At 42.7% G+C, this 12,905-nt stretch carries 9 protein-coding genes; 3 read left to right on the plus strand and 6 right to left on the minus strand.

The window, feature by feature from the left end:
* Positions 1-58: 58 nt before the first annotated feature.
* The 5 genes from L1D50_RS15860 to L1D50_RS15880 all read right to left on the minus strand — a co-directional run bounded on the left by L1D50_RS15860 (position 59) and on the right by L1D50_RS15880 (position 6,157).
* Positions 59-1,192: a DUF5009 domain-containing protein gene (locus tag L1D50_RS15860; protein ID WP_239966377.1), complete on the minus strand. Its 1,134-nt coding sequence runs from the start codon at positions 1,190-1,192 to the stop codon at positions 59-61.
* 257 nt (positions 1,193-1,449) lie between these two features.
* Complete coding sequence (nagA, locus tag L1D50_RS15865) at positions 1,450-2,574, minus strand: N-acetylglucosamine-6-phosphate deacetylase (protein WP_239966378.1); 1,125 nt, start codon at positions 2,572-2,574, stop codon at positions 1,450-1,452.
* Positions 2,574-3,485 (minus strand): BadF/BadG/BcrA/BcrD ATPase family protein, encoded by a 912-nt coding sequence (locus L1D50_RS15870; protein ID WP_239966379.1) that lies wholly within the window; start codon positions 3,483-3,485, stop codon positions 2,574-2,576. Before L1D50_RS15870 ends, nagA begins: the two co-directional genes overlap by 1 nt.
* A gap of 322 nt (positions 3,486-3,807) precedes the next feature.
* The gene (locus tag L1D50_RS15875) at positions 3,808-4,650 is read right to left on the minus strand and encodes a 2OG-Fe(II) oxygenase family protein (protein ID WP_128725349.1); all 843 of its coding nucleotides are present in this window, start codon (positions 4,648-4,650) and stop codon (positions 3,808-3,810) included.
* A 385-nt stretch (positions 4,651-5,035) separates the two neighbouring features.
* Positions 5,036-6,157: a hybrid sensor histidine kinase/response regulator gene (locus L1D50_RS15880; RefSeq protein WP_239966380.1), complete on the minus strand. Its 1,122-nt coding sequence runs from the start codon at positions 6,155-6,157 to the stop codon at positions 5,036-5,038.
* 106 nt (positions 6,158-6,263) lie between these two features.
* Between L1D50_RS15880 and L1D50_RS15885 the strand changes: the two genes are divergently transcribed.
* Complete coding sequence (locus L1D50_RS15885) at positions 6,264-9,995, plus strand: response regulator (RefSeq protein ID WP_239966381.1); 3,732 nt, start codon at positions 6,264-6,266, stop codon at positions 9,993-9,995.
* 110 nt (positions 9,996-10,105) lie between these two features.
* Here the strand turns inward: L1D50_RS15885 and L1D50_RS15890 are convergent, their stop codons facing one another.
* Positions 10,106-10,780, minus strand: coding sequence for a DUF3334 family protein (locus tag L1D50_RS15890; protein ID WP_010378035.1), 675 nt, complete (start codon positions 10,778-10,780; stop codon positions 10,106-10,108).
* A gap of 115 nt (positions 10,781-10,895) precedes the next feature.
* On the opposite strand from L1D50_RS15890, the gene cmoA reads away from it, so the two are divergent.
* Both cmoA and cmoB read left to right on the plus strand, forming a co-directional pair.
* Complete coding sequence (gene cmoA / locus L1D50_RS15895) at positions 10,896-11,621, plus strand: carboxy-S-adenosyl-L-methionine synthase CmoA (RefSeq protein WP_239966382.1); 726 nt, start codon at positions 10,896-10,898, stop codon at positions 11,619-11,621.
* 8 nt (positions 11,622-11,629) lie between these two features.
* A complete protein-coding gene (gene cmoB, locus L1D50_RS15900) occupies positions 11,630-12,598 on the plus strand; it encodes a tRNA 5-methoxyuridine(34)/uridine 5-oxyacetic acid(34) synthase CmoB (protein ID WP_239966383.1) in 969 nt (322 codons plus the stop codon).
* The last annotated feature ends 307 nt before the right edge of the window (positions 12,599-12,905 follow it).

The raw sequence follows: 12,905 nt of genomic DNA on the forward strand, positions 1-12,905 counted from the left end.
ATCGAAAGATGTTAAAAAGCCCACAACGGTGGGCTTTTTGGAAGAAGGCTTGTGATTATTATACACTTACAAAAATATGGCGTTTATACATCCAATGCAGCACTAAAAGCTGTACCGCCAGTAGCGCAAAAACAGCAATTAATGGTTGCCACGCAATTGGCACTGAGGCGATCACGCCACCGAATACGCTTTTACTAATAAAGGTCCAATTCACTAAGCTTGATGCTAAATAAATAATAATGGAGTTAGCCCCAATAATAACAAATGGATACGCCCAACGCTGAAAACTCAGTACATCTACTATCGCGTAAAATACCGCAAGTAGAATTGCGCTCCAGCCAACGGTTACTAGCACAAATGAGCTTGTCCACAGTTCTTTATTAACTGGAAATTGCATGTCCCAAAGCCAACCTAGTGCTAAGACGAGTACACCTGAGGCTGCCAAAATACCAACGGTTTTCCACTCTCCTTGCGTCTGTGCATTGGCAATCGCACGACCAGCAAATACACCTGCGATAGCGTTTACAATGGCCGGTAAGCTTGAAAGCACGCCTTCTGGGTCAACCGGACGGTTTTGATAACTGATCCCTGGTAGAAAATACGTATCAATAAACGCATTCCAACTACCAACACCATTCGCACTTAAGTCCCCCGCTTGCCCACCAGGAACCGGGATGAAGCAAAGCAGTAACCAATAAAATAACAATATGCCCATACCCACATAGGCTAAGGTTCGCAAGCTGGTATGCCAAACCAGTAAAGCACAAAAGAACCAAGCGAATGCGATACGACCTAATACACTGGCGTAACGAACACCGTCAGGATCCATTGGGATCCCAGTTCCCCAACCATGGTTGTATAACACGCCAAAAGCACACAGTAACAAAAGGCGCTTCAGTGCTTTGAGATAAAACGGTTTACGTTCATCAAAGGGCAGATGGTCGATACGTTTAGGCGACAAGCCCATCGCCACACCCGATAAAAAGATAAATAGTGGAAAGATAAGATCATAAAAAGTAAAACCATGCCAAGGACTGTGCAGCGTGTGCGCTTCGAACGCCTTCCACCCTTGCCACCCAGTTAGTACAAACAGTGCCGCAAAAATAGACTGGCCACCTAAGATCCAGAACATATCCATGCCGCGTAAGGCATCTAAAGACGCAAGTCGCTTTGGCTTATTATTCGTTGTCATTGTTATTTATCCACGTGAAAACATTTACTATGGAGCGCTCAATCACGCAAATCCATTTGCCTCAAGGTGAGTTTTGATGCGCGTTGCAATCGCGACTGCATCATGACGCACACTACTCTAACTTCCTGAGTTGTCGATCCACCAATGCTTAACCAAATACCGGTTAAGCTAAAAAACAAAGCCCCGCATTACTGCTGCGGGGTTTTATCAGGGAAACTTAAACGGCCATTTCGGCCCACTATTCAATTGCAAATCAGTTATAGCAATTGACCACCAATATAGGTTTGCTTCACAATCAAATCGCTGTCGAGCACCACGAAATCAGCATCAGCACCCGATCTTAGATGCCCCTTTTGAGACAAGCCAAGATATTGCGCAGGGTAAAGAGAGGCCATGCGCAAACTCTCCGCTAGACTCACGTTAAGCGTATTGACGGTATTTCGCACCGCACTTGCCATATCCAATACACTGCCAGCAAGCTCACCGGTTGTTGAATTTAATCGATCACCGGTACGAATAACTTTTCTGCCGTCAAAAAAGTCAAACTCCGTATCATCTGTCCCAACTGGAGGCATGGCATCCGTCACTAGCATCATTTTGCCACGCTGCTTAGTACGAATCGCAAGCTGCGCCGACAATGGATGAACGTGATGACCATCAACAATCAAACCACACCAACTATTGTCATTCCAAAGCGCGGCACCGACAACGCCCGGCTCACGGGAAGTAAACGCAGACATTGCATTAAATAGGTGCGTAAAACCATCCACGCCAACGTTTAGTGCAGCGTTAGCGGTGTCATAGTCCGCGTTTGAATGACCGATACACACTTTTACGCCCAATGAAATCAAGCGTTCGATATCACTAAGTGGCACGGTTTCAGGTGCTAAAGTCACCATTTTGATGCCTAAATCTTGACGCGCGTAAACCGCAAATTCTTGCTCTGAAATTGGTCTGATGAACTTTTCGCTATGCGTACCCTTTTTAGGATGAGATAAGTGTGGACCTTCAAAATGGATCCCAAGCACTCCGGGCTGATTAGTAGCAATCGCTTCTGCTGTTGCATCTGCCGCTTGTTGCATCACTTCAATCTTGTCAGTGATAAGGGTTGGCATTAATCCCGTAGAACCAAATTGCCCATGCGCTCTTACCATAGTCGCCAAGCATTCAGTGGATTGCTCGGCATTAAAAAATGCGCCACCACCACCATTAACTTGAACGTCAATAAAGCCTGGAACAACCAATCCTGAAAGTTTCCTAACATTGGTTACTTGCGACTCAGTTACATAACGAATTTGACCGTTCTTTACCTCGAAAAAAACGTTATTTTTAAAACATTCACCATCAAAAAACTCTGGAGCAAAATAACATTGAGTTGTCATTAGTTCGCCTTTTTAAATTCTTGACCTGCACTTTGAATAGCAAAGTAAATAGCCCCCATTTCAGGAGGTTGCTTTGGTAATTGGACTTGCTTTGCAACATCTGGGTCGAGCCAAGGTTGTAGCGGCTCGGATAATCCGCCGATCATAGAGAGTCTAGGCGGGTTTAATTCAAGTAAACGCTGTGCTAGCCGACTGATATATTCCGCACCTGACTTCACAATTGAGAGGGCAACTTCATCATTTAGCTTTGCTTGCTCTAATACATAACGAGCCAGCTTTGCATAGCCGCTAGACGGCTGCCCCGCCATTTGCTCTGCAATACCCATTGCCCCTTTCGCACTGAAATGCTCTAGCAATACTCGGCTCAATGACGTTTTTTCGCCAAGGCCATCGAGATCGAGTAACGCAGCTTTTACCGCCTCTAATCCCATCCAAGCGCCACTGCCCATATCACCTTGCGCAAAACCATGACCACCATAGTTCACTGTTTTACCATCAACTAACGCAAAACCACAGGAACCGGTGCCCGTAATAATCACGGCACCATCGCTACCTTCATGAGCACCAATACACGCGGTGTGTAGGTCTGTGGTAAGGAACATTTGTTTAAAGGGATGTTCCCACTGCATAATTTTGTCATAGAGCGCGGGTAAGTTAACACCTGCAAGGCCAAGACCTGCATTTAGCTCATGTACTTGTTCAACACGAAGACCCGCGTCTTGTAACGCCATTTGTGTCGACACCATGATAGATTCAAGCGTGCGCTCTAACCCATGTAGGGGATTCGCAGGACCGCCTAGACCCGTACCCAAAACGCCATCTTGAAGAGAATAAATTGTAGCGCGGCATTTTGTTCCACCACCATCGACGCCGATGTATAGTTGGTCTTGGTTAACCTGTTTAGCCATCATGTAAAGACCCCTACCTTGTTCTGGATTGGACCGCGTTATTGTTTTCGTTAGACACGGTTTTTCATTCATGTTGAATTGATGTTACACAACAAATGACAGCGTTGTCATTAAATTTTTCAAGAAATTTCTTCATTTTGAAAAAAACTAATATTGCACAGTTTGTGAGGATTGTCAGTGAAAAATTGCAATAATCGTCAAATTACAAGGGCTAACAGAGATTAGGGATTGTTAGACACATAATAAAAAAGCGACTCAATATTACATCAAGTCGCTTTATAGATTTAACCTTATTGTTCAGGTTATTCGCTATCGTAAGTCTAGATTACTTAACTCCAAGTTCTCTTAAACGCTCTTGCAAATAGCTATCTGCAGTGTAACGCTCTGACAACACAACATCTGGTCTTGGATGTAAGAATAGTGGCAATGAAATACGAGATTTCGTCGACGCTTTTCCTGTGGGGTTAATCACACGGTGAATTGTCGATGGGAAGTAATCACCCGACGCTTCTTGTAGCATGTCACCAATGTTAATAATTAGCGAACCAAAGTCGCATGGTACGTCTAACCAGCTGCCATCTTGTCTTTGCACTTGTAGGCCAGGCTCATTTGCCGCAGGCAATACAGTAAGTAGATTGATATCACCATGAGCTGCGGCGCGAATTGCACCCGGTTCTTCATCACCTGTCATCGGCGGGTAATGAAGAATACGCAGCAATGTTTGCTCTGATTCTTTGATCATATCTTTGAGATCAATAGAGAATCTCGCTCTCACATCTTCAGGCGCTTCAGCTTGTACCCAGCTTAGTAATTCTTGCGCAAACTCGTTCGCTAAACGGTAATATTCACGAATTTCTGCTTCTAATTGAGCCGGTACACGACCTTTTGGATAAACGTGAAAGTACTCTTTAATGTCTTTTACTGTAAAACCTTTCGCAACCTCGGATACTTCTGGTGGGAAGTAACCATCTTGGGTTTCTTTATTGAAAAGGAACTCGTGTTTTTCTTCTGAATTAAAAAATTCTTGCCAATGTTTGTAGATTGATTCAACCAACTCTTGTGGGATTGGGTGATTTTTTAGTACACCGAAACCCGTGTTTCTTAAAGATTCTACAAATTCTTTCGCAGCATTTGGCGATTGATAGTCTACGGTAGGTAACTGTTGCATAATGGTTCCACCAAAATTATTAGTAATTCATGGTTATTTACTCAATTGCACATTGGGGTAAATAACGCACTTCCCGTGTCATCTCAACACTGCGTACCTAGTAGAAGGTAAGGCGTATGTTATCGGGTCTGTTAACCTAGTGGGTTGTTTTAAACAATAAACTTGTGTTTAACAAGTCTCGCTAAAAACAGCAACAGCAAAGGCTAAAAAGCCCTTATACGATCGTGTTGTCGATAATTCTTCAAAAAGTGTAGCTAATTACATAGTTAGCAGAGTACTTTTTAAAGATTACGTTTTAACAGCGAGCGAGCTTATTGAATTAGGGCAAATGATATAAGGACTTATGTCCGCTTTTATATATAGGACCTGCTACTTTTGACGCAGATCAAGCATTCTCGGGAGGATCTATCGGTATTTGGATATCCCACTCCAATCCTTGCGGTGTATTTCTCACACTAAACTCTCCGTTAAGTGCCCCTGACACCAAATTAGCAGCTAAGTTCGCGCTTAATCCAACATGGCCTGCATTACCTCTTTTTGTCGTCACAAATGGCTTTAATAACTCGTGTGTACTAATTCCTCTGAGCCCTACTCCATTATCGGAGTAATTAACATGTAAGTTGTTACCCAAAAGCGTAAAAGTGATGATGGCAAGATGATCATGGTCAATCCACGCATGAGCGATAGAATTTTCAACTAAGTTGCTCAAGACCTCAACCAATGCTTGTCCATCAACATAAACCTCCATTGATGTGTTACCAACAAACTGGATTTGTACGTCTTGCTTGGAAAAGTCTTTTTTCAGTCTTGTTTCTATTTCTTTCAATTTGATTTCAATACAGCAACTATCTCGCTCTGACTGAGAAATTGACTTTAACAAACTGACAAACTTAGCGACTTTTTCTAAGTTACGGCTACACAGCGCGCTGCTGTCTTTGATTTGCTCAAATCCCGCAGCCAACCCATCCTGCGTAAGCTTACCTGCGGTAAGTGCACTCTGCAGCTCTTCCATGACACCTTCTAAAAAGGTGTTTGATGTAATACAGGTACCGAGAGGAGTATTAATTTCGTGTGCTATCCCCATCACCATTTGGTTTATGGCTTTAGATAACTGCTGTTTTACTGCTAACTTTTGCGCTTCAATTAACTTAAATTGGGTGTTTACTCTGGCTATAATTTCAGCGGGTTTATAGGGTTTGGTGATGTAGTCAACACCACCAACCTCGAATGCTTGTACTAAGCTCTCGCTGTCTTCGTATGCACTGACAAAGACAACAGGAATGACCGCCGTCGAATTGTCGGACTTAAGCACCTTACAAAGTTCAATTCCCGACATATTTGGCATTTTTATATCGGTAATTATTAATTCAGGCTGATGCTTTTTAACGATACCCAGCGCAATGTCCCCTCCTCGAGCTGCTAATACTTTGTATCCTTCTTTTCTTAGTATGAGTTGCAATACTTGAAGGTTTTCCGGCATATCATCAACAATTAGAATGTCAGACATTTAACGGTACTCAACGTCCTAAAGATAGACACTTTTTACATCATAGCTTGAGAATTTGTATATCGCGACTATGTTTATATATAAATTCACGCGTAAATAATAACTTATGTCCTCAAAAGCATTATTAAGTTGGGTGGCACTTTTCGCCATAATGGCAGCCATAGGAAGCGCAGCGCTTATATACTATGCAACAACTACCCAAAGCACACTCGCGACCGACATCAATACTGCTTACCACAACCATTTGTCTCTTGAGATGTATAGTAAAGACAAAAATTCCCAATGGCTCGATGACATCAAACCTGCACCGAGTCATACAATACCACTTCCGCTACAACAAATTTATGAAACCCAAGCAAGATTAAAATCTCGATTGTTAGCAGATGCAGTTGAAAATACGGATTTACCTCAAAGCTATCAAAGCGCCATCTCACAACTGCCTATCATTGCTAACGCTGAGCTTGAAACAAGTACCAATCAACAACTACAAATATTGTTTATTACTGGTCTTGCTTTCGCGGTATTAACACTATTTTTAAGCTTTTATGTTTGGTTTATGCGCACCAAGCATTTTTCACCGCTCTATCGCATAGTCAATACCCTACGTGCACAAGCGTTAAACGGTTCCCCCCTTTCTGTTGGTCCTACAAATAGTGATGCGGATGTAAAACGACTCACACATGCAATCCATGCAGCCACCACCTCACAAAGCCAAAAGTTAGCGTCAGCCGCAATTATCGAAAGTTATAATCGCGAACTCAAATCTATCACCGGCTCAGAGCCTATTGTTCGCCATGCCCTAGAGTTTATTGCCAATGAGTTCAATGCTCCGAGTGTCTGTCTCTACGCCAATTTAGAAGATAGTACCGTGTCTCTAGTGAAAAGCCATGGGGTTACGCCGAGCCAGTCAATTATTACGTCCACAATTGAGCTTTGCGCGGCAAATAACGAGCCACAAATACAACAAGAACCCCTGTGGCTCAAAGCGCAAGGAGCTGAAATCAAGATCCAAGGCCGTTATTGCTTTCCACTGACCATTGGTAATCATGTAGTTTACGTACTGCTCGTCGGGAGTGCTCAGTCGCTCATAGACAGTCAATTTGAAGCACTTGAATACTTGTGTAAGGACTTAAGTCTCGCGCTTGCTATTAATGAAAATATCGAAAAGCAACAAAAAACGGAGTCAGCCTTAAGCGAACAGCTTGAGCTTACTCATCATATAATTAATGCTATCCCAAATCCTACTTACTATCGGTCGACTGACGGTGTATTTATGGGGGTAAACAAGTCCTTTTTGGCACTGTTAGATCAATTCGAAGTAGATGTGATTGGCGCCAAACTAGACGAGGTTTTTGATTTAGGAATAGCCAGTCTATTTGAGTCCAAGGCCCACGAAATTATCACCACAACCCAAGAGCAAACCTACGAAGTACTTTTGCTTGATGGCCAAGAACAGGCTCGAGAACTTATTGTATACGAAGCGCCATTTTTTAATGAAAATGGCGCTGTCGCTGGAATTGTTGGCATGTACCTTGATGTCTCGGAGAGGAACCAGCTACAACGTGAGCTCATAGAAGCAAAAGACTTGGCCCAAAACTCGGCAAAAGCGAAAAGCGAATTTCTCGCCAATATGAGCCATGAAATTAGAACCCCAATGAACGCGATTATTGGTATGTCTCATCTCGCACTCGCAACCGAATTAAATGCAAAACAGCACGACTACGTATCAAAAATAGATACTGCGGCAAAACAATTACTAAGATTGATCAACGATATACTCGATTTTTCAAAAATCGAAGCGGGCAAAATCGAGTTAGAATATCAGGCTTTTTCAACAGAAAAGCTACTCGACAGTGTCGCCACCATCGTCAGTGTAAAAGCCCAAGAAAAACAACTAGAGTTGGTCTTTGATCTCGACTCACAAGTGCCCTACTGCGTGATTGGTGATCAATTTAGAATAAGTCAAGTCCTCATCAATTTAGCGGGTAACGCAGTTAAATTCACAGAAACTGGTGAGGTTGTTATTCGTGTTGCCCTTGTCAATGTCGAAAAAGGGTTAGCAAAAATTAAGTTTAGCGTAAAAGACTCTGGTATTGGCATGAATAAGCGCCAGCAAAAAAATCTATTCCAATCTTTCTCTCAAGCGGACAACTCAATCACACGGAAATATGGTGGTACAGGACTCGGCCTCACTATTTCGCAACAACTGGTTAAGCTGATGGGGGGAGAGATATACGTAGAGAGTGAAGAAAACGTCGGTTCGGAGTTTTATTTCACATTAGAGATGGAAGTCAGTGACGAACTGAGTCAGGCGAAAATGGCCTCAACTCACTTATCTGGACTGTCAGCAACAATCATTGATGACAACCAGCACGCTTTGGACGTGCTAAGCGGCATGCTAACAAACTTTGGTATGCAGGTTTGTGCTTATTTAGACCCTCATAAGGCGTTAAATCAGTTCGTCCTGACACAAGACTTACCAGACCTTATTTTCGTCGATTGGCATATGCCAAAAATAGATGGCATCGAACTAATTACTAAGCTGCAATCGCAAATTGATATATCACAGAGTAAATTTATTTTAGTCACAGCTTATGGTCGGGAGTTAAACCTCAACGATAGCCAAGCCAATTTAGTCGATGGTGTACTTTTAAAACCGATTAATCCATCAAATCTCGTGGATGTTATTCAAAATGCCGTGTTTGACTCACCAGAAGTAAGAACCACTATCACCAAAAAAGAACAAACAATTAGTAAACAAGCACTAAATGGCATATCGATTTTGGTTGCGGAGGATCAACCTGTCAATCAGGAGATCGCTGTAGAGATATTGTCTAGCTTCGGAGCTCAAGTGTCAGTCGCTGATAATGGGCAAGAAGCCATTGAGCAAGTTCATAACAAACACATAGATATTGTTTTAATGGATATGCAAATGCCAGTGATGGATGGTATTACCGCGACGCAAAACCTTCGTATGGAGTTCGATGAAAGTGCGCTTCCTATTCTTGCTATGACCGCCAATGCGATGGAGGAAGACATCCAAACTTGCATTGATGCTGGTATGAATGACCACGTCGCCAAACCCATCGATGTTGAGCAACTCGTTAACAGTATTTTGAAATACGCAAACGCTGAGACCGATATCCTTTCAACGGAACCTGTGGCAACCCCACCAGAAGCCTATGCAGAAGTAGAGGAAGTTAATGAAGTCATTGAGTTTGAAGGCATTGATATTGCGGAGGGCATTGCTCGAGCCGCAGGCAACCAAAAGGTTTACTTCGATATATTAGAAAAGTTTCTATCCCAGCAGGTTGAGGAGCTGATCAATTTAAAACAGGCTTTAGCGATTGAGAATTTTGAACTTGCACATAGTATGTTACATGCATTAAAGGGCGCTAGCGCTAACCTTTCGATTGTTAAGCTGACCGAGGAGTTTAAGCAGATTGAAGCCTCTCTAAACGTCCGCCCTCCTAATGCGAGCGAAATTGACGAGCTGATTAAATACGTTAAATATGCACAGGAACAATGCCAAAAGCGCCGTAAAAGAGAAGCGTCTCAACAAGTAGAAAGTGTAATGAAAAACAATGAGGCGACAGCCGGAAATAGTCAACTAGAGGAACTCATTCAGCTCGCGTGTGCGTTAAGAGATTATGATACTCAAGCTACAGAACTCGTAGACTCAATTTCGGTAAGTAGCTATTTGACTGAACCAGAGCTACAGAAATTAAAAACCGCCATTGCCCGCTTTGAGTTCAATGAAGCCTTTATGATGCTTACATCTATTAAACATGTAGAAGAAGCACCCGAGCTGAATATAGAAAAAGGCGCACTACATTAGCTATTGCTATATATTTTATCCGAAGGCGAAATGAAGATTTTGCCGTAATAAAAAGGCCAATGATATGGCCTTTCTTTATATGCTCCAAGATGTTTACTTAAAAACGGTTATTACAGTCCCAACTGATCCATAAAGTCGTCATCTACAACATCTTCTTCCTGCGGCTTCGCCGGCTTTTTCTTTTCAGCCTGACTTGCAATAATGTCATCTGGATCTACCGACTCAGCAATATCAAAGTCATGTAGCTTAATGAATTCAGTTTTATCCATTGCCAATTCAAGATAGAAAATATTCTGGCCTTGAGTGGTAAAGGTAACGCGTCTTGCCTGCGGGCGATCCATCGTTGTGTCTACCGAGATCTGCACCTGTTTGTTGATGGCCATCATCTTAGGCTGGTTTTGCGTGATAGAGGTATGTAGCTGCTCGCGTACTTTGTTGGTGAAATCACCGACAATCTGGTTCATCAACTCACCCAATACGTTGGCAACGTCATCGGACAAATGACTATGCGCAATTTCTTCTTCAGGCATGCCCATATTACGCATGTAGTCAGTATACACCTCCATTGCTGCTTGCGCGGTAAAGTTAGTTACGACTAAACCGGTAAAACCGCCATCAAACAATACGAAACAGCCGATGTCAGGTCTCATACAGGTACGAGTGATCTTCTGTACCATTGCGGAATAGTTAATTTGGTTGCCGCTTGCCGATGACAGAACTTCTGTTACTGAGTGGCATAGCGTTGAAAGAATATCTTCTGTGCTAATCACTTTGCTTTTCGCCATTTTTGGTCTCATATTTACTTCTTATTGTTAATAGTAGCCAAGCTACTGAATTTATCACTGACTATCCAGCATAAAATGCTAAAATAGCGAGATTATTTTCAAAGAGAGATTTAATGTGACGGGCAAAGACAGTATTTATGCCACTGAGCAAGCAGTAAAAGATTTCACTTTTGACGCCAATGTCGTCGAAGTGTTTCCAGATATGATCCAGCGCTCAGTGCCGGGCTACGCGACAATAGTAAGCACAATGGGCAAACTTGCGGGTACTTACGCGCAAAGTAACTCTAACCTATATGACTTAGGCTGCTCTTTAGGCGCGGTCACACTAAGCATGCGTAGAAATATAGATAAAGAAAACTGTCATATCATTGCCGTGGATAATTCCCAGCCCATGGTAGAGCGCTGCCAACTGCATTTAAAAGGCTTTAAATCCGATGTCCCAGTCTCAGTCACTTTAGGTGATATCAATGAAATAGAGATTAGCAACGCGTCTGTCGTTGCGATGAACTTCACCCTACAGTTTATCCCATCAGAAAACCGCAAAGCGGTTCTAGAAAAAATATACCAAGGCCTGAAACCTGGTGGCGCACTGTTATTAAGTGAAAAAATTCGCGGTGAAAACGGTACTAAAGACAACTTACTTATTGACCTTCATCACGACTTTAAACGTCACAATGGCTACTCAGAATTAGAGATCAGCCAAAAACGCACCGCGATCGAAAACGTAATGCGTACGGACTCATTAAGTACTCATATGACAAGATTAGAGGATATCGGCTTTAATCAAACTCAAGTGTGGTATCAGTGTTTTAACTTCTGCTCAATGGTAGCAATAAAATAGAGGCAATTATGAATCATTGGTTTACCGACTTTTATGCAACCATTGCAAAAACACCACTAAGCCATTGGCTAGAAACATTACCTGCTCAGCTTAGCCATTGGCAGAAAGAGGCCCAACATGGCGACTGGCCAAAGTGGGAAAAAGTCATAAAAAATCTACCAGAGATCTCAACCACGCATGTTGATATAAAAACCAAAGTTGAGATAGGTACTGGCGAAGACGTTAATGAGGGTCATCAAAAGCAGTTAACACATTTACTAAAACGCATGATGCCGTGGCGTAAGGGACCTTTTCACTTGCATGGTGTCCATATTGATACTGAGTGGCGCAGCGACTGGAAATGGGACAGATTGCTTCCTCATATTAGTGACCTTTATGGCCGTAATGTGTTGGATATTGGCTGTGGCTCTGGTTATCACTTGTGGCGTATGCGCGGTGAAGGCGCAGAGCTTGTAGTTGGTATTGATCCTTCCGATCTGTTTTTGTGTCAATTCCAGACTATTAAACACTTTAACCCCGATCCCAATGTGCATTTACTACCGCTAGGTGTAGAGCAACTGCCTGAGCTAAAAGCATTTGATACTGTGTTTTCAATGGGCGTGCTGTATCACCGTCGTTCACCAATCGACTTCTTAGCACAGCTAAGGTCTCAACTAAGAAAAGGTGGCGAATTAGTGCTAGAAACGCTCGTGGTAGAAGGCGATGTAAATACAGTATTAGTGCCGACCGATCGCTACGCAAAAATGCGCAATGTATGGTTTATTCCAAGCTGTGATGCATTAACATTGTGGCTTGAGCGCGTGGGCTTTAAAGATATCAAGGTAGTAAACAAAGATGTCACGTCGTTAGACGAACAGCGCCAAACTCCTTGGATGGAAACAGAGTCGCTTGCTGACTTTTTAGACCCTAATGACTCAAGCAAAACGATAGAAGGCTACCCAGCTCCGCTCCGTGCGATTTTTATCGCAAAGGCTTAAGCAGTCTATTCCAAGTGAAAGTGAACACTAAGTCATTTCAGCTAGATGTTGCCTTGTTCTCGAACGAGGTCAACATCTCAATTTGAGTACAGCTTAGGCTCAAGGGTCAGTCTAGTATCTTATTAACTATTGCGATCTCACGTTATTTAGCAATATCGCAGTAGGCTTTGCTTAACTCTTCAAACCAGCTCGATGTAAAACCACCACCCCTACTTGTGGTGTTAACTTTTGGTTCAGTGACTTTTTATCGGACAGGTTCAATATGCTCTTCTTTTTTATTTTTAACTTCATTTGTTATCCTTAATTA

The sequence above is a fragment of the Pseudoalteromonas sp. Isolate6 genome, from assembly GCF_022398435.1.
In the GTDB taxonomy this organism is placed as follows: domain Bacteria; phylum Pseudomonadota; class Gammaproteobacteria; order Enterobacterales; family Alteromonadaceae; genus Pseudoalteromonas; species Pseudoalteromonas galatheae.

Coding starts and splice junctions, on each gene's coding strand:
- L1D50_RS15860 (WP_239966377.1), bottom strand. CDS start 1,192: ATGACAACGAATAATAAGCCAAAGCGACTTGCGTCTTTAGATGCCTTA.
- nagA (WP_239966378.1), bottom strand. CDS start 2,574: ATGACAACTCAATGTTATTTTGCTCCAGAGTTTTTTGATGGTGAATGT.
- L1D50_RS15870 (WP_239966379.1), bottom strand. CDS start 3,485: ATGATGGCTAAACAGGTTAACCAAGACCAACTATACATCGGCGTCGAT.
- L1D50_RS15875 (WP_128725349.1), bottom strand. CDS start 4,650: ATGCAACAGTTACCTACCGTAGACTATCAATCGCCAAATGCTGCGAAA.
- L1D50_RS15880 (WP_239966380.1), bottom strand. CDS start 6,157: ATGTCTGACATTCTAATTGTTGATGATATGCCGGAAAACCTTCAAGTA.
- L1D50_RS15885 (WP_239966381.1), top strand. CDS start 6,264: ATGTCCTCAAAAGCATTATTAAGTTGGGTGGCACTTTTCGCCATAATG.
- L1D50_RS15890 (WP_010378035.1), bottom strand. CDS start 10,780: ATGGCGAAAAGCAAAGTGATTAGCACAGAAGATATTCTTTCAACGCTA.
- cmoB (WP_239966383.1), top strand. CDS start 11,630: ATGAATCATTGGTTTACCGACTTTTATGCAACCATTGCAAAAACACCA.